At 57.9% G+C, this 18,436-nt stretch carries 8 protein-coding genes; 4 read left to right on the top strand and 4 right to left on the bottom strand.

The features are described 5' to 3' along the window. Positions 1-254 precede the first annotated feature (254 nt). Positions 255-2,837: a DUF1588 domain-containing protein gene (locus CA85_RS06260; protein WP_146390475.1), complete on the bottom strand. Its 2,583-nt coding sequence runs from the start codon at positions 2,835-2,837 to the stop codon at positions 255-257. Next, on the bottom strand, positions 2,834-4,183 hold the full coding sequence (locus CA85_RS06255; RefSeq protein WP_146390474.1) for a DUF1552 domain-containing protein: 1,350 nt from the start codon (positions 4,181-4,183) through the stop codon (positions 2,834-2,836). The genes CA85_RS06260 and CA85_RS06255 overlap by 4 nt, the downstream gene beginning before the upstream one ends. Before the next feature lie 730 nt (positions 4,184-4,913). Between CA85_RS06255 and CA85_RS06250 the strand changes: the two genes are divergently transcribed. The 4 genes from CA85_RS06250 (at position 4,914) to CA85_RS06230 (ending at position 13,322) form a co-directional block, all read left to right on the top strand. Next, positions 4,914-6,779 (top strand): sulfatase, encoded by a 1,866-nt coding sequence (locus tag CA85_RS06250; RefSeq protein WP_146390473.1) that lies wholly within the window; start codon positions 4,914-4,916, stop codon positions 6,777-6,779. Positions 6,780-6,863: 84 nt separating this feature from the next. After that, the gene (locus tag CA85_RS25620; protein WP_246112560.1) at positions 6,864-9,071 is read left to right on the top strand and encodes a sialate O-acetylesterase; all 2,208 of its coding nucleotides are present in this window, start codon (positions 6,864-6,866) and stop codon (positions 9,069-9,071) included. Positions 9,072-9,153: 82 nt separating this feature from the next. Continuing rightward, positions 9,154-12,201, top strand: a complete 3,048-nt coding sequence (locus tag CA85_RS06235; RefSeq protein WP_146390472.1) for a glycoside hydrolase family 2 TIM barrel-domain containing protein — start codon at positions 9,154-9,156, stop codon at positions 12,199-12,201. A 161-nt stretch (positions 12,202-12,362) separates the two neighbouring features. Next, positions 12,363-13,322 (top strand): family 43 glycosylhydrolase, encoded by a 960-nt coding sequence (locus tag CA85_RS06230; protein WP_246112559.1) that lies wholly within the window; start codon positions 12,363-12,365, stop codon positions 13,320-13,322. Positions 13,323-14,003: 681 nt separating this feature from the next. On the opposite strand, the gene CA85_RS06225 is transcribed toward CA85_RS06230, so the two are convergent. Together CA85_RS06225 and CA85_RS06220 are read right to left on the bottom strand one after the other, a co-directional pair. Beyond that, positions 14,004-16,628, bottom strand: a complete 2,625-nt coding sequence (locus tag CA85_RS06225; RefSeq protein WP_246112558.1) for a VWA domain-containing protein — start codon at positions 16,626-16,628, stop codon at positions 14,004-14,006. Between the two features lie 3 nt (positions 16,629-16,631). Next, positions 16,632-18,431 carry a vWA domain-containing protein gene (locus CA85_RS06220; RefSeq protein ID WP_146390471.1) on the bottom strand — a complete coding sequence of 600 codons (1,800 nt, stop codon included), beginning with the start codon at positions 18,429-18,431 and terminating at the stop codon, positions 16,632-16,634. Between the last annotated feature and the right edge of the window lie 5 nt (positions 18,432-18,436).

The raw sequence follows: 18,436 nt of genomic DNA, 5'->3' as shown, positions 1-18,436 counted from the left end.
GGACCCTGGACGTGGGGACAACCGACGCGTGCGGCCGGTGGGAACCGGCCCTACTTGGTAGCAACGTTCGTGGGGCCGGTTCCTACCGGCCAAATTCTATGCGGACCCTGGACGTGGGGACAACCGACGCGTGCGGCCGGTGGGAACCGGCCCTACTTGGGAGCAATGTTCGTAGGGCCGGTTCCTACCGGCCATATACGATGCGGGCCCTGGAGGTGCGGATAACCGACGCGTGTGGCCGGTGGGAACCGGCCCTACTTGCGGTAGAGGAATGCGTCGGAGGTGAGCAGGGATACGAGCAGCGCGTTCATGCTTCCACCGCTCTCTTGATAGACGCGGTGCGCGTCTTGGAGCAGGGGACCGTCGTTGAGAGTTTCATTGCGGCCCATCCAAAATCGGAACGCGTGACGGACGAAGACCTGCTCGGCTCGTTCGCTCTGAGCTAGTCTCTCGATCAGTTCGATCGCATCAGCCACCTTGCCGTCGAGGGCGGGGTCGCCTGAATCGATGATCTCGCCGGACGTGTCAATGGGTTGGTCCTGTTCAGTTCGTCGGTAGAGGCCCGCGTGGTTATACATCTCAAAGGGCAGGCCGAGCGGATCCATCTTCTGATGGCAAGTCCAGCAATAGTCTTCGCGGGTGACCCGCATCCGGTCGCGCAGCGTGCGATTTGGCTCATCGGGAAGCATCGCGTCGACGGTGATCGGGACGTCGGGAACACCGCCACCGATCAACCTTTCTTGAATCCATCGCCCTCGGCGAATCGCATGGTTGTCCATCGCATCCGAATGGGAAACGAGCCAACTTGGATGGGTCAGGATGCCCATTCGTTCACCTTTGGGGGCGTCGGCGAGGATGCGTTCCCGCTTCATCGATCCTCGACCGAAACTGCGTCGACTGACGCGTGCAAAGATCGTCGGCCCTGATAGATCCGCTTCCGTGACCCGGTGATTGACGCTCGCTGGCTTCTTGCCCGCCTTGGGTTTGGGCGGTTCCTTTCCCGGATTCGCTTTCTTCCAGGCCGCAAGCTCCGCCGCCTTCTTCTGGGCTGCTTCCGCTTGCGCTTTTTTCACAGCGGCGATGGATGCCGCGATTTCTTCGCGGGAGCGTTCTGTGCCGAAGTAAATGTTGTCTGCCTTCGTCGCAACGACCTTGTTGGTTGTCAACAGCTCGTTGAGCACATCCTTGTCTTCTCGCAGAATGAGTTCGATCAGTCGATCGGTACTCGCGGTGGCGTCAAACATGGATTGGTAGTGAGCCTGGCCTCGGTTGCTCGCCCCGGTGTCAGCGAGTGCTCGAGAGTCTTTGCAAATGTAGCCGCCGAGGTCGTAGTCGAAGTATTCACGGAAGAAACGCAGGATGCGTGGTTTGCGGATGCTGTCGTCACCGAGCATCCGCTCGACTTCCCGTTTGACATCCTCTCGGGTCCGCATTCGCCCGTCCGTGATGGCGTCACGCAGCTTTTCATCGGGGCGGAGGTAGCGCAGCGCATGGTTGACGGCGAGACCGAGTTCCCAGTCCTGCAACATGACGCGGCCAAACTCATCCGGCTTGCCGTCCTCCGCTAACTCCGGCCGGAAGAGTGCATCTCGATCGAGAAAAATGGATGTCAGGCCGAGGACCGCGCCGTCCTGTTTACCAATCTTTTCAATGGAGTGTCGGACGATCGCCATGTAAGCGTCGGACTCACTCCGGTTCGGCGGCCGGAACGTTAACGCTTCGAAGAGATAGTCCACCGCAGCCCGCAAACCATCGTCAGTCGCACTGTCGTCGTTCATGAATTCATTGACTGGCGTCAGCGGACGAACCACCTCGGTGCTATAGACCAGACTGGTGGGCAGCCCACGAAGATCACCTTTCATCTTGTCCGCGATCGATTGCGGGTCGTCCGTGATCTGATAGGGCCGGGCAATGCTCAGCGGGCCGTCGGCCATGTATCGGATGATGTCGCCCGCAATCCCCATGATCTGCGTCGCTTCGGCCCCGTTGACGGTGGAGAAGATCGGGTAGTTCTCCAGGCCATGATCGCGTGCGGACGACAGCACCGCCGGTACGCTTTTAACCGAGGTCGCATAGGCGACCGTTCCACCCTGCCATTTAATAATGCGATCGGTACCGAAGTAGAGTTTCAATTCACCACCGTGATTGGTGGGGACAACATCGCCATGGGTGCGAAGCCCTGGTTTGGCTGGGTCGAACTCAGCTTCGGTGTTGATCAATTCATTCAGACGAGTGATGTGTTCTTGGGGGGTGACGCGCCAAATGCGAGCGGCCGATGAGGTGGGCTGGAGTCGGACGCCATCGGGAAGCGGTCCGAAAAGCAACTCGTGATCGACGAAATTACCCTTGTTGGGATCCAGGTGAGCCTGGAAGCCGCCACGGCCACGCATCACGCGCGTCAGTTCGCCGACGATCCAGTCGGAGAATCGCAGCCGCTCGATCACCTTAGGCTGATCTGCGTCCGCGGGCGGCATCTCTTGCAAAGACACCTGTGCCCACACGCTTTTCCAGGTGCTGGCATTGATCTCGTCGACCGGTCCGAGATCCTCCAGCGACAGCTCGCCTTCGGGGTAGGACGCGCCGTGGCAGTCGACGCAGTGGGTTTCGAGAAACGGCTTCGCAAAGCGGTCGAAGTCTTCGTCGATCGCTTCGCCGGGTGTGTAGGTCTGGGCACTGACAGGCGAGATCAGACCTACGAACGTGAGCGTTAGGAATGCGGTCGCGAGGAGTGCCACGGTTTGTAGTGGACGAGGCGACGAGTCCTTGAACGCGAATGATTTACGCAGATGCAGAGCGGGAGGACTCGTCGCCTCGTCCACTACGGTGCGTCCATTCATGCCAACACTTCTCGGAGGGGACCGTTGGCAACGTCAAACTTCTTGGCCATTTTGTCGTCCATGTTGAAACGATCGAGGTTCTGGCCAGCTGCACGCAGGAGCGAGGTGTACAGTGCGTTGATCGGCCGCTTGCCATCGAGCTGTGTGAAACAGCCGGATTTGAACGCCCCATCGAGGTTCCCCAGCAGCATGACTGGCCAGTTGGCACCGTTGGTGTGCTGTTTGTCCGCGTTGTTGCTCGTGTAGACGATCAATGTATTGTCCATCATCGTGCCGCTACCTTCGGGAACGCTCTCGAGCGACTCCATGATCCGCGCGAGCATGCGGCTGTTGTATTGGCGGATCTTGATCCAGATCGGATTGTCCGGCTGTTCCATGTGCCCCAGGTTATGGCCCTGTTTCTCCACGCCGAGTCCCTTCCAAGCACCAAAGATTTCGCCGCGACCGGAACCGATCGTCAGCGTATTGGTGATCCCTGAGGTGAGTGCCGAGATCCCCAGGTCCAGCAATCGATCGTGCCAATCCGTTTCGAACTCAGGATCGGTGTATCGCTCATCCACCGTAGGGGCAAAATTCCGCAAGTGATCGGCAACGGTATCGAGTCTGCCCCGGAGGTCATTGACGTCCTGGAAGCCTTGCACAAATTGGCCATAACGCTGTTGATCCGAATTGGGAAGCGATTGACCTTTCATTGCCGCGAGTACCTCGACCTGGCTCATCACACTCGACCGCGCTTCGTGCTGGCGGCGTATGTCGCCCGACGAGATGCCACCATAGAGCATTTGATAGAGATGATTGGGGTTCGAATGCATGAAGATCGGCTGGCCAGCACCGCTGGCCGACAGCGTCGCGATCGTGGGCTTAGCCTTCATGTTCTCAATCGAGTCCATGCCGATGCACAGATGAGGCAGTAGCGTTTCTGGCAGTGCCTTGCTCAGCTCGTAATCGATAGTCGGAGCACTCGGCGGTACCCCGTCACTACCGCGATACCCTCCCAATGCGCCAAAGAAAGCACTGTGCGAAGGGCTGGTGTGGCGGCCATGCAAGCCGTTGATAATGTGCAGTCGTTCCTTGTAAGGTTCCAACGCAGCGATGGGCTCGGGAAGTTTCGCTTTGGCCAGCGAACCGCTGCTCGTCATGCCGCGCGGGACGCAGGTCTTGGGATCGAACCCTTGATTCTGCATGAAGAAAACGATCCGCTTGGGAGTCGCGTTTCCAAAAGTGCCCGCAGCGGAGGTTCCGATGCCAGCGGGTCCAGCTAGGAGGCGTTCCGAAACGACCGAGGCACCTAAGGCAGCACCGGTGCTGGCGGCGATCCCTTGCAGCATTCTACGACGGCTGAGCATGATCGTTCTCTCAGTTAAGATGAAAGATCGACTGTCGACGATGTATCTGTCTGGGCGAGCAGAGAAGTTGGAAAGACAACCCGTCGCAAACGCACGCGACTCTGGCGAACGAACGGCGGCAGACCCACGGGGTTCGAAGTCGATAGGGAGGTGGGATTCGCCACTGCATGACCAGAGGCTTTGGCTACCATTCTAGCGAATCAGGCTCGCCCTGCAACAGAATCTTAGTTTTGCCCTAAACCAATGAACGCTCGTCCATTTCGCTGATTCACGTTCCCGCCCGGCTGAGCGGTGAAAACATCGACACCTGCCGGTCAATCGGCGTGTCGGTCGAGCGAGCCAGGCGCGCAAGCGGGCGGGTGGACGGCGTCACTTAGCACGGCACGATCAATTTCTGTCGTGGTGGACGAGGCGACGAGTCCAAAGCCGCAGGACTCGTCGCCTCGTCCACTACGAAAACCGACACTTATTCATCGTGTGTTGCTTAGTGCGTTACGGCACCCTGCCCACCGTTGCGGCGCCAGCATCGATTCAATCGCCAACCCGCAGGCAGACTGGGAATCGACTATAGTTGATAACGAACCGCGAAAGTCGAATGGAGTCGCTCAGAACGAGGAAGGGAGACTCATGCGGCGGATATCGGCGAAGCGGTGGCTAGACAGCATCGTTGGTCATCCGCCGATCGTGTTCAAAACAGTTTTAGTTTCACTTTCTATCGAAACGGCCTCCCATGACGTCTACGCTCTCAGTTTTCTCGTTCGCGTTGGCGGTTCTATTCGCATCGACGCTCTACGGTGACCAGCGTCCAGCGAAACCGAACGTTTTGCTGTTACTGACCGACGACTTGGGATGGCAAGACGTCAAGTGCTACGACATTGATGAGCCATCGCCCACCGAGACCCCCAACATCGATTCGCTTGCTCAGCGTGGCGTGATGTTTTGGCAGGGGTACTCTCCGACGCCTGTCTGTGCATCTTCACGGTGCGCGATCATGAGCGGTAATCACGCAGCCCGTTCTCGGAAAACAAGCGTGGTCGGTGGCGCCCCGCCCCATCCGCTGCGCACTGATTCGACCATGATGGATCCATGGCAAAGCGGCCGGATGCCCGCAGAGGAGATCACTCTTCCTAAGGTTTTGCGTGAGAACGGTTACGTCACCGGTCACTCGGGAAAATGGCACATGGCGATCCAGCACCATGCCTTCCCGCAACCCATCGACCAAGGGTTTGATTTTTCTCGTGCAAATCGAGGTTCACGATCGTCGATGGAAGATCGCCTGACCGGTTTCGCCACCACAGCACCCAACGACCCATTTCGCTTGGACGAGAATGGATATCCATTTCACCAAACCAATGAAGACGCGTTTGACTTCCTCCGCGAGAACAAAGACAAACCATTTTTCCTCTACTACGCGACCTGGTTGGTTCATGCGCCAATTCACACTCGTAGCGAAGCACATCTGGACAAGTATGCAGAGCGGATCGGCATCGCCCCAGCCAAGGTGCCTGGCCGGGAGACGCCGGGTTACGTCAATCCGTTCTACTGTGCGATGGTCCAAGAACTCGATTACTACGTTGGCCAAGTATTTGACTACCTCGACACGACCGAGGATCCTCGCTGGCCAGGGCATATGCTCAGTGAGAACACGTTCATCATTTTTTCTTCTGATAATGGTGGCATGGAAGGCAGTCCCAAGGAACGTTACACCGAAAATTTCCCGCTTGACCGTGGCAAGATCTCAGCGATGGAAGGCGGCACACGGGTGCCGCTGATCGTGACCGGCCCCGGCATCCCTGCGGGCGTCCAAACCGATGTGATGGCCAACGGTTTGGATTTCTATCCCACCATTCTTGCGATGACAGGCACCCAGGTTCCCGAGGGCAAGCAGTTCGACGGATGCGACTTGACACCATTGCTCTTGGGCGACCCCACAGATCCGAGCGAGGTCAAACAAATCGACGGCAGCGTCCGAGATACGATGATGTGGCACTATCCACACGGTGCAGCCATGGAGAGCACGATCCGCGTCGGCGACTACAAACTGATTCGCAACTACGACCATGTCGGGCACCCACACACCCAACCGCTCGAACTCTATCGGCTGTACGAGACGGTTGATGGGAAGCAGACGCGAGTAGACATTGAAGAAGCGAACAATCTTACCGATTCGATGCCCGAGAAGACTGAGGCATTGAACGATCGCTTGACCGAGATCCTGACAGAAATGGATGCGGCTGCACCGTATTACAACCCAACCACTGCTGCCGATTTGCCCGGCAAAGATCAAGTTTGCCGCGTAATTAAACACACCGTGCGAGATGACTCAGCGGTTTTTCGCTATCGCGAGAACGGCGCGAAAGTTGTTGCTGCTGATTTGATATTCACACGCAACGGTGGTGAGCGATATGAAGAATGGTTTCGCGAGCCCGCCCGATTGCTGCCAAACTCTCGCGTCGAAGCGGCGATTCCAGACGGAGCAACGCACTACGTGCTCAACGTGATCGATGAGAACAATTTTCTCGTCAGCTACCCACCGGTAAAACGATCCCGAACCGGATACACGAGCACCGCTATCAAAGTCGAACCGCCACAGTAGGGCCCCGCGTGGCTCGAGCAAAGCCTGTCGAATTTCGCTACCGCTACCACTCCACGAACGATCCTTCGCGACAAAGACGACCTGATGTTATTCAACCGATCTGTACTTAGCCTGATCTTCTTCTGCGCGTGGACTGGCCTGAGCTTGGGTGCGGCGCCAGAGCGATCAGGCCAAACGGAGACCGACACCCCGAAAGAATACTCATCTCCGTTTGCCAATCCCAAGGACAGCCCAGCACTTCCCAATGTTCTGTTGATCGGCGATTCCATCTCAATTGGCTATACCGTCGAGGTGCGACGGCAACTGCAAGGCCAGGCCGATGTATTCCGGATCCCCAGCAATGGAAAAAACTCTGCTTTCGGAGCGAAGCATCTCGATCAGTGGATCGGAGAACGTAAATGGGATGTGATCCATTTCAACTGGGGGCTCTGGGACCTCTGTTATCGGAATCCCAAGTCGAAGATGCAGGGGAACCGGGACAAGGTGAACGGGACCCTGACCGCGACTCCAGAGCGATACCGTGCCAACCTAAAAACGATCGTGGCCCGCCTCCAGGAGACGGGAGCGACACTAATTTGGTGCGCGACCACGCCCGTTCCGGAAGGCGAGGCGGGGCGAAAACTGGGCGATGACGTGAAGTACAACCGGATCGCCGAAGAGATCATGGAAGTCAATGGAGTGCTGATCAACGACCTCCACACCCATGCACTCGCGAAGCTCCCCGAAATTCAAATCCGCGAGGGCGATGTTCACTACACGACAGATGGATACAAGTACCTCGCCTCGAAGGTTGGCAAGAAGATTGCCGCCCAGCTCCAGCAACACGACGCCGGCACAACCGCGCTGACGGTGGCATCGCCCTTCACCGATCACGCCGTGCTGCAACGTGATAGCGAGGTACCGGTGTGGGGAACAGCCGCTGCGGGGAGCACTGTCACGGTAAATTTCGCCGGACAAACAAAGACTTCCCTGGCCGGTCCGAACGGTAGATGGAAGGTCCTGCTGGATCCCATGCCGGCAAACGCCGACCCACAAGTGCTTCAAGTGTCCGGTCCCCACTCTCAGATTTCCTTCTCCGACGTCGTCGTCGGTGAAGTCTGGATCTGTTCGGGTCAGTCGAACATGCAGTTTTCGGCACGCGCGGTTCCCGAAATCAAAGGCTTGATTGAACGTGCCAAGAACATCCGCAGCTTCGAGGTGAAGAGAACGGTTGCTTTCACGCAACAGGATCGTTGTGAGGGCGAATGGGTAACAACACCCCCGGATAGTGCAGTCGCGTTTTCATTCGCTTACTTTCTCCAAGCAAGTGCCGACGTTCCCGTGGGCATTCTGCTGACGTGCTGGGGCAGTTCGTCACTGGAAGCGTGGATGCCGCGGGAGATGGCGGAGTCCGTGCCGCACTTCGATGTTCTCATGGACGAGTTCGATGCTGATATCGAGACACGGAGCCGCATCGCCAAAATTCTCAACGGCCCCAAACCTTGGAGCAATCGAGACGATATCTTTCTGCGCCGTCAATCCAGCATCCTCTACAACGCGATGATGCATCCATTGGTTCCGTACGCCTGCCGTGGGCTGGTCTGGTATCAGGGTGAACGCAACACCCAGTCGATGTTCGGCATGTTGGAGGAACCCTGGTTTGCTCGCAATTCGGGGATGTTGAAATACGGCGACACGCTCAAGTTGTGGATGCAGCGTTATCGTCAGGAGTGGGGACGCGATGATCTTCACTTTCTCGTCGTGATGCTGCCCGGCTACGGAAAGGTATTGCCGGGGGGCCCGAAGGGCGAAGCCGAAACGCCAGCGGCGCATTCCTGGGCGTGGATGCGTGAATCGCAGCTCAAAGCACTCGAACTACCACATACCTCCGTCGCCAATACCATTGACTTGGGCGATGCGACGAATGTTCATCCGAAGGACAAGTTGCCCGTCGGCCAGCGGTTAGCGCTGCTGGCAGAGCGAGACACGCTGGGCCGCGAAGTGCAGGCACGAGGGCCTGAGATGAAGCGGGTCGAGGTTCAGGGCGACAAGCTGGTCATCGAATTCGATCATGCCGACAGTCTTAAAACCACCAATGGCCAGGCCCCGACAGGCTTCTGGCTGGCGGATGAGTCCAAGGAGTGGCGGAAAGCCACCGCCGAACTCGACGGGCAAACCGTCGTACTGAGATCGCCGAAACTGGCAATGCCGCTCTACGTCCGCTATGCCTTTACCGGAAAACCGAACGTCAATCTGGTCAATGCGGCCGGTCTCCCTGCCGTTCCGTTCCGTACCGATCAATTCGAGCCATAGTGATCCGCCGAGACACCCACCTATTGTTTACGCGCACCATCACCCGTTCCACCAACTTGACTCACGAAGCCGAACGAAAAACATGAGATACTTACACGTCGTCCTTGTGCTTTTACTTCTATCAGCTCAGACCACACGGGCAGATCGTACGAGTTTCGATGAGGCATGGAAATTTCAACTTGGAGATCCCAGTGGGGCAGAAGCCACTGAGTTTGATGACTCCACCTGGCGTTCACTCGACGTGCCGCACGACTGGAGCATTGAAGGTGAATATGAAAAAAGCCATCCGATGGGTGATCGGGGCGGTTACCTGCCGGCCGGCATCGGATGGTATCGGAAGACCGTTCCTGTTCCCGAAGCGTGGCAGGGGAAGCATGTTGAGGTTGCTTTCGACGGCGTCTTCATGAACAGCACTGTTTGGGCGAACGGCGAGAAGCTAGGAACCCGTCCCTATGGCTGGAGTTCCTTTTCATACGACATCAGCGAGATCGCTGACTCCTCAGATGCGATCACGTTCGCGGTGCGGGTCGACAATAGCAAGCAGCCGTCTGCACGCTGGTACACCGGTAGCGGAATCTATGCGCACACCTGGATGGATGTGAAAGAGAAGGTGCACGTACCTAACGACGGTATCTTTATCCGCACGGAGGGCAACACGGCAAAGCTCGATACCGAGATCCGCAATACATCGGGCGAGAATCAGCCGGTCAGTGTTCGAGTCTCAATCATGGATCCCGATGGCAATGTCGTGGCGGAGAACACCAGCACGCTAAGCCTGAAACCCAACACACGTCAAGTTTCGACGGCACAAATGCAGGTCCCCAGCCCGAAACGCTGGGACCTCGAATCACCCAACTTGTACCGCTGTGAGGTTGAGATACGCGTTGACGGCACATCGACAGATATTGCCACGAGTCGCTTTGGATTCAGAGACGTCCAGTGGAAACCCGGTACCGGCATGTGGCTCAACGGCAGGAACGTGAAACTGCGAGGTGTCTGCAACCACCAGGATGCCGGGGCGTTGGGGGCGGCCGTGCCAGATAAAGTGCTCCGGTTCCGCATCGAGCAGTTGAAAGCGATGGGCTGCAACGCCATCCGCACAGCTCATAACCCGCAAACGCCGATTTTTTATGAGATCTGCGACGAGGTCGGCATGCTGGTCATGGATGAGATTTTCGATGGTTGGCGGAAGAAGGCTGACCACGACTATGGGCGTTATCATTTTGACCAATGGTGGCGTCGCGATCTGACGGACTGGGTGAAACGCGACCGCAATCATCCCTCGGTGGTGATCTATAGCGTGGGGAATGAAACGCGTGGCCCTGTCGCCGAAGATCTCGTTGCCCTTTGCCATCAACTCGATCCGACGCGGCCGGTTACCTCCGGGCACTCGGCGTCACAGCACATGGATGTGTTCGGCGTGAACGGTTCGAGCGAAAAGAAGGGTTTCTTTGATTCACTGGACAACGATCGAGTCTTCATCGGCACCGAGAATACGCATACTTGGCAGGTCCGGGGCTACTATCGAACCAAGACGTGGTATCGCGACGGGTACCCGAGCAAGCAGAGACCGTACGAAACGCCCGACCTCACCGCAGAGGAAGTCTTCACTCACGACTGGATCGAGTCTGACAAGCGACGAAACCGGAAACAGATTTTCAATTCCAGTTACGACAATGCGATGGTGCGTCTGAATTCACGCCGCAACATCCAGCAAATCCGAGACATTCCAAACCACGCCGGTTCGTTCCGTTGGACCGGCTATGACTATATCGGTGAAGCAGGTTACGTGCACGGCGGCTGGCCGTTTCGGGCATTCATGGGAGGTGCCATCGACCTCGCCAATTTTGAAAAGGACCTGTACTACCTCTACCAGAGTCAATGGACGGATGATCCGATGGTGCACATCCTGCCGCACTGGACACACCCCAAGGTCGAAGAAGGAACGGAAATTCCGGTATGGGTTTACTCGACCTGTCCCGACGTAGAACTGTTCTTCAACGGCAAATCTCTCGGTCGTCAAATGCCGGGAACCCAGTGGGATGAGATGCAGTGCCAGTGGATGGTGCCTTGGGCGGCGGGCGAACTGAAAGCGGTCGGGTATCAGGGCGACAAAATCGTCGCGGAAGAAACAGTCCGTTCCGCTGGTCCGCCCGCTCGCATCGCACTGTCCGTCGACGGTGAACCACTCGCCACTAGCGGTAAGGATATCGTTCAAGTTCGAGTCACCACAACCGATGCCAAAGGTGAAATGTACCCGTACGGCGAAAACCGCACGTACTTTCAAGTAATCGGACCGGGAAAGGTCCGCGCCTTGGATAATGGAAGTCCGGTCGATGTGGAGAAGCACTACGAAGCGGAAAGCCGCATCGCGTTCTATGGCCTCACGCGCGGTTACATCGAGTCGACCGGCGAGACTGGCGACATCGCATTGCTGGCGAGTTGCATCTTAGGCGAAAAGAAACAGATCACCTCGAACGAGGTTCATATCGACACGCAGGTGCTGGCGCTGCGGGGAGAGAAGCCTCAACTGAATACGGAAATCTTCTACACGACGGATCAGTCAGATCCGACGGTGCAGTCCACGCCCTACACCGGCCCTTTCTCAGTTCCGCTAGGCAGCACCGTCAAGGCGCTCGTCACCGTCGATGGGAAACCGTTCCAGGTATTGGAAGAACGCTTTGCGATGGACGAAGGGTTTGTCTGGAACAACGATGCATCGCCGATCGCTGCGGAGACTCCTGGCAGTGAGCAAGCCGAAGATGCGAAATTGAGCGGCGCGACGGTGAAGTCCCACGGCAGTGGGTTTCATGGCAAAGGCTACATTGATTTTGGCAGTGACCGGGACGCATACGCCGAGTGGTACCAGGAAAACGATGGCGACGCGTACGACGCGACACTGAAGATCCGGTATAGCGGCAAAGCAAAGAATCGCCCGGGAAGACCCATCCAGGTGGTTGTCAACGGGAAAGTCATTGATGACAGACTGTTCCTGCCAAACACTGACGGCTGGGGGACTCACTGGAAGACAGTGAGCGTGCCCGTGCAGCTGCAACGTGGTGCAAACGTCATCCGTCTTTCGACTGTCGAGGCCGGAGGCATGTACATCGATGAAATCGCACTTCAATAAAAGCTGCTTGTTGATCACCCACACGCCGTGTTTTCGAGCGGCCAAGTAGAATGCGTTGAGCAACTTCGTGCCCGGCCTGTATCGCAGCCCAACAGCGAGAGCTGAGACTGCTTTCGTTCGAACGACCGACATCCAATTCAAAACACACATCGGACCACACGATGAAGAAACTTTTCTTCCTTGCAGCAGTTGCCATGGCCGCGACCGCCATCCACGCCGAGGAACCTGCCATGCCGACCGTGGCGGTTACACACCGGTCCGTTGAGGGAATTGGCGCAGAATCAGGTGTGATGCGTCGAGACCCGAGCGATGTGATCCAGGTCGATGACTTGTTCTACGTGTGGTACTCCAAGGGAGAAATCTCGCCAGGATACGATGCGACCATCTGGTATGCGACTTCTGCAGACGGCCTTCACTGGACAGAGAAAGGCGAGGCTCTCGCCAAAGGCCCGGAGGGAAACTGGGACGGCGCCAGCGTCTTCACACCCAATATCCTCGTGGCCGAGGGGAAGTATTGGTTGTTCTTTACAGGAACATCGAATGAGTATCGCAAGCCGTTCAATCCAGACTCTAAAATCGGCATTGCCGTATCGGATTCACCCGACGGTCCGTGGCAGCGACTCGATACCAACCCGGCTTTGAAAAACAGCGACAACGCGAGCGACTTCGACAGTCATCTGGTTGATGACGCCTGCCTGATCGTCCGGGACGGCAAATACTGGTTCTACTACAAAGGCCGCCAGATGGGCAAAGGACCGGGGCAAACGCAAATGGGGCTAGCGATCGCTGATCAGCCGCAAGGGCCCTACGTCAGGCACGAAGAGAATCCAGTCATCCCTGGCAATCACGAGGTACTCGTTTGGCCGCAAGGCCAGGGCGTCGCTGCGATGATCGGGACCACCGGGCCCAAATCGATCACCAACTCGATCCTCTACGCCGAAGACGGGATCCACTTTTCCAAAACCCATCACGTCAAGAACGGTCCGTGGGCCGGCGGCGCCTATCGCCCTGAAGCATTTACCGATAGCGGTAGCGGAGGGCTTCCGAAATGGGGTGTTGAGATCGGAAGTGCAAGAAAGCACCTACCGTTCATTCGGCGTTTCGATACCGAGGGAGAGTAACCACCAACCAACCGAGCGGCACGCGAACACCAGCGATTCTAAGACGGTAGCACAGTACCCGGAAGGGATTCTAGAAAATAGCCGTAAGTTCGCGCAGCGCCACCCACGGTTGATCGTGGACGATGGAGCGTCGACCCCGAAGTCGGTCGCAGACCTCGTCGTGGATGGTCTTCCACCCCACTCGGGGTTGGGACGCGTGTCTTTCGGCGTATCCGGTGGTGTTCACTGCGTTCGACCACCAGCTATTTTCGGTTCATCCGACGGAAGCGTGCGCAGAGCACAGCGGAAGGTTTTTTAAGGCATGGCTCTCGTATCCAATGATCGTTCAAAAATGCGTCCCTGACGAACAAACGCTCGCCAGGGACCGACAACACCATTGGCGTACCGCTTTTGCAGGGAAACGCTGGCGACCGAGATATCCCTTGCCAAGCCAGCACCTCTGCAGAGCTCGGCTCCGTTTCTCCCGGCAGTGCCAGTCTAACATTGATAATCACATCCCACAAATAAATCCTTCGATACGGGAGCCATGCCTGGAAAATCCAACATCCTGGATGCCTGCCACTCAATTCCGAGAAGAACCATTTTCTTTAACGCCTTCGGCGTAGGGAAGCTTGGAGGACTCGTCGCCTCGTCCACTACGATGCGGGAGGACTCGTTGCCTCGTCCACTACGGATCGATGATTACGGAGCAGCCGTGAACCAGCGGTTCCAGTGCAGGGCGAAATCGATGCGGCGGAGCGCGACGTCGAGGATCAGCAGGAAGGCGGCGGCGGTTAAGAGCCACGGCCACAGGGGCGTCGGTCGATTGGCGGTAGCATCGGTCGGCTGGAAGAGCTCGGCCGCCGTGGGGTTGAAACGGCCTCCAGAGACATCGGCAACTTGTTCCAAGAGCTTCTCATCGGTTGGTCGAATGCGCAGCTCATCGCTGTAGCCTCGCATCACGCCGCGCGATTGGCGATAAACAGTCTGGCCGTCCTGCTTGACGTTGATCTCCATATGATAGGAACCCGACACCGGGAGCCGAAACTCGCCGCTGTAGCGGCCCGGGGCCGATTGAGCGACAGAGATGGTTTCGCGTTTGAGTTGCGGATCGATCACGGTCAGTTCGACTTCCGCATCGTTGAGAAACTGTCCCACTTGATCAGCGGCATCGATGTCGACGTCGATGCGGTCAGCGTCACGTGCCGTGTGGACTTCGATGCCACGCGAGTCGCTTTTACGCATCACCTGACGAATCACTTGAGTCCAAAATTTGCCATAGCCGGGCCATGTCATCCACTCGGCGGCCCAGCGTGATTTCGCATCGGATGTGAATGCGGCTGTCATCCCGAGACCATACCGCCACCACGCCAGCAGCGGGTCTCCTTTCTCGGTCGCCAGGATCACTTCGCTGGTCGGTTTGGGACGGGTCATCACGTAGCCGAGCAGGAAGGGAGCTGACTCCATGTCCAAATCCGCCATCGCGTGGGTGGCACGCACGACGATCGGCAGAAAGGGTTGCTCGTCGATCGCCGACTTGCTCGCCGTGACGGTCTCCTTGGCAAAAATCTGGGGCACCTGGGCGGGATCGTCGGTGAAGTAGTAGCGGCCTTTACCCGTGCGTGCGATCTGTTCGAGCAGGTCGGTGTCGGCGCCGCCACCGGCCGCGACGGTGGACACGGTCATCTTCATCGAGGCCATCTGCTGCGCCATGCCTTCGAAATCCCCCGGCGTGGAAACGCCATCGGTCAACAGGATCACGTGTTTCAACTTGGCCGAGGTGGACTGCAGCATGTCGAAGGACATCTCCATCGCGGGATACATATTCGTCCCTCCGCCTGCTTCGATGCGTGCGATTTCATCGCTGATCTTCAGAGCGCTGCTGGCGGGTTGCATGTCGCTGATCACGAAGGTGTCGCCATCGAAGGCGAGCACGGCGACCTGGTCACGGCGGCCGAGAAGTTCGACCGCGCCCCGGGCAGCGGACTTGGCCATCTCGATCGGGTCGCCTTGCATCGATCCAGATTTGTCGATCACCAAGACCATTGCCAGCGACGGTTTTTCCTTCTCCTTTTCAAAGTCGCTCCGGACGGGCAAAACGTCTTCGAGGGCGCTTTTGTAGTAGCCGCCTAGTCCAAAGGATTGCTCGCCACCGAGCATGATCAAACCGCCACCGAGTTCCTGGACCCATGTTCGGGCAACCTGCATTTGATTTTGAGTCAGGTCGGTCGCGGGCACGTTGGAGAGCATCAGGCACTCGTAGTTCTGCAAATCGGCCAACGATTCGGGCATCCCCTGAGGCGGCCGAATATCGACCAAAATGCCTTCATCTTCGAGTGCATAGGCGAGCTCACGGATCAGGTTCGGGTCGCTCTCAACGATCAGCACACGGGGTTTGCCCGCGGAATAAACCAACCCGATGTCTGAGTTGTTGTCCAGGAGCGTGTCGGCCTCCACGCCGGAGACGCGGACGGTGAAGGCGGCCAAACGGTCGCGTTCGATGGATTGCTGGAATTGAAATCGGTTCTCGCCGACGGTGAATTTCTTGGTTTCGCTGATGACTTTATGATCACCGCGATAGACTTCGACGAGTCCCTCGTCCTCATGGTTGGACTGGACGATGACCCCGACGTTGAAAGGTTCGCCCTCTCGCACTTCAGCAGGCACATCGACGGCAGCGACCTGGATCTCGGGATCACTCATCGAGGGAAGTGCCACGGTCGTGATCGGAATGCGGCTCTGCGCCGCCGCCGCGACCGCATCACCCTCGGTTTGATTGCCGTCGGTAACGAGCACGATCTGGGGGACGTAGCCGGGCGGGATGTAGCCAGCGGCAGCCTCGATGGCCGCGGCGAGATTCGTGCCGTCTCGCTGCTCTTTCTTCTTCGCCTCCGCCTCACGGTCCGCCGCCGATGCCTCCACGCTCGGCGGCGCATCCACCGAATCGGCGGCACTGGATGATGCGTCGCTCAGCGGCCGGATCGGACCGGTCGAGGCAGCAAAGGCGAGCGACGCGAGCTCATCGCCACCTTTCTCATCGATGGCCTGACTGACAAACTCGTCGATTCGTTGCCTGGCATCCTCATCGATACTCAGACTATCGTCGGTCAACAGCACCACGAATTGCTGGCGGGTCTGCCGCAACAGCGTGAGCCCGGAGAGTGACGCGATCAACAGACCGGCGATCAGCACACGCACGAAGAGGGACGCCAAGCGTTGCCGCGGTGGGAAATCCGAGAGCGAACGGCGATAATAGACGAGTACGACGGCCAAGATCGGAATCAAGCCGAGCAGGTACCACGGTCGTGTCCATTCCAATGGGATCATGGGCTATCCGATCAGCCTGCGTTGATACAAGAACCATTCCACCGCGAACAGCAAGGCGGCGAGTGCGGCGCAGTAGAACCACACCGGGCGGGTGAACCACAAACCGGCAATGGAAGTCGACTGCTCTAGATCCGAGGGCGCAATTGGCCGCAAATCCGATTCGGTGGGACTCGCCAAATTCACAGCAATCGTGGACTGGGAATCTTCGCCCTCGATCGTCCAAACACCGACCTCGGCGAGCGGTCCTGCGCGGTCTCCGGTAATCGGCGTTCGCTCGCCCGAAGGCGAAACGAGTGTGCGTTTTTCGCCGCCGGCGGCGGTGATCGAAGCGATGCCGCCGCTAGCGATCGCGGGCTCCCATTCCCCAGATTGGTCGGCGAACCAGGCCAAGGCATTGGTGATCATGATGGGAAACGCGGTCCGGAAAGCGAGGTCGCTCTGTTCCAAGTTCACACTCAGTACCAAGCCCTTGCCAGCGGGCCGATCAAGCGACGCATAGATCGGTTCGCCACTGACGGTGGCGGCGAGCGGATGAGCGTCGCCTTCAAAGGCGATCTCGCGGGCTTGGGGCACGAGCACGTTATCGAGCCGAATGTAAGTCATCAACGGCGATTCTTCGTCTTGCTCGGTGACAATCGGATTTTCGATCATGTCGCCGATCGTCCACAGATCGCAATCCGCGTCAGGGTCGATCACCAAAAAATCACGCTCGGGCATGGTCTCCGGAACCGACTGGTGAAACACCACGATCGTGTCGGCGGGCCAGACCTCGGGGATGGTGTTGGTGAGCGTCACACGCACCAGCGGATTGGCTTCAAATACCTTCTGCAAAAATAGGTTGCCCGGCGAAACGATCAGTACTTGCTGCAGCTCGCGAGTCGGCACGATCGCCGCGGCCTTATTGTCGATCGCAAGGGAATCGGTCTGTTCCAGTTCGGTGAGTTTCGCTGTCAACTGACCACCTTCGAGCGATGTTTTCTCGATCGTTCGTGACCAGGTTTCGCCAGCATCGAGCTTGAGCGGCAGCACGTCGATGATGATGCCATCGAGTTCCAACTCGAGCCGGCCGCGAGCTGGTTCCTCGGATGCATTGAGAACCTCGACGAGCACTTCGTAACCAACCGGGTCGACAAAGCTCCGGCGTGCCTGCAGCTCGGTGATGCCGAGATTGGCGGCGGCGGTACCCACCACCCGCCAATCGACGTCGGGAGGAGCCGCTTCGGCCCCGTCGCTGATCACGATCACATGCGCGTTGGGATGGTCCCCAACAAGCTGTTTCCCCAAAGTCACAGCAGCATCGATCGAGGAGGGAGCGTCCGTCGCGGAAATCGAATCGATCGCGCGTCGCAGCGTGGGGGCGTGGTTGGCCATCCCTGTGATTACCTTGGGAACCACGCCGGCGGTGAGAATCGCGACCTGGTCGTGGTCACGCACCCCATCGATGATTCGGTGGGCTTCGGCGATGGCCTCGGCAAAACGCGTCGGCTCAACGTCGCTCGCCTGCATGCTCGCCGAAGCGTCCACGATCAGAACCATCCGCCGCGCCCGGGCCGCTTGCCAGGCAAAGAATGGATCCGCAATCGCGAGCACGAGCAATCCGAGCAGCAACAACTGCGCGAGCAACGACAACCAGTGTCTCAGGTTCTGCCAGAGCGACCGAGGTGGCTTCTCATCGTAAACCTGTTTCCAGAACAGATTCGTCGAGACAGGCACCCGTCTCAAGCGGACCTTCAAAATATACAGACCGATGATCGGAACCGCCAAAGCGGCCAACGTCAATGCGATCGGAGCAGCAAAAGACATCGCAG

This window comes from Allorhodopirellula solitaria (assembly GCF_007859855.1).
GTDB lineage: Bacteria > Planctomycetota > Planctomycetia > Pirellulales > Pirellulaceae > Rhodopirellula > Rhodopirellula solitaria.
This window is presented reverse-complemented; position numbering and strand designations above follow the sequence as displayed.

What these genes read in the sequence shown, in the direction of transcription:
- CA85_RS06260 (WP_146390475.1), bottom strand. Translation starts at nt 2,837, where the DNA reads ATGAATGGACGCACCGTAGTGGACGAGGCGACGAGTCCTCCCGCTCTG.
- CA85_RS06255 (WP_146390474.1), bottom strand. Translation starts at nt 4,183, where the DNA reads ATGCTCAGCCGTCGTAGAATGCTGCAAGGGATCGCCGCCAGCACCGGT.
- CA85_RS06250 (WP_146390473.1), top strand. Translation starts at nt 4,914, where the DNA reads ATGACGTCTACGCTCTCAGTTTTCTCGTTCGCGTTGGCGGTTCTATTC.
- CA85_RS25620 (WP_246112560.1), top strand. Translation starts at nt 6,864, where the DNA reads ATGTTATTCAACCGATCTGTACTTAGCCTGATCTTCTTCTGCGCGTGG.
- CA85_RS06235 (WP_146390472.1), top strand. Translation starts at nt 9,154, where the DNA reads ATGAGATACTTACACGTCGTCCTTGTGCTTTTACTTCTATCAGCTCAG.
- CA85_RS06230 (WP_246112559.1), top strand. Translation starts at nt 12,363, where the DNA reads ATGAAGAAACTTTTCTTCCTTGCAGCAGTTGCCATGGCCGCGACCGCC.
- CA85_RS06225 (WP_246112558.1), bottom strand. Translation starts at nt 16,628, where the DNA reads ATGATCCCATTGGAATGGACACGACCGTGGTACCTGCTCGGCTTGATT.
- CA85_RS06220 (WP_146390471.1), bottom strand. Translation starts at nt 18,431, where the DNA reads ATGTCTTTTGCTGCTCCGATCGCATTGACGTTGGCCGCTTTGGCGGTT.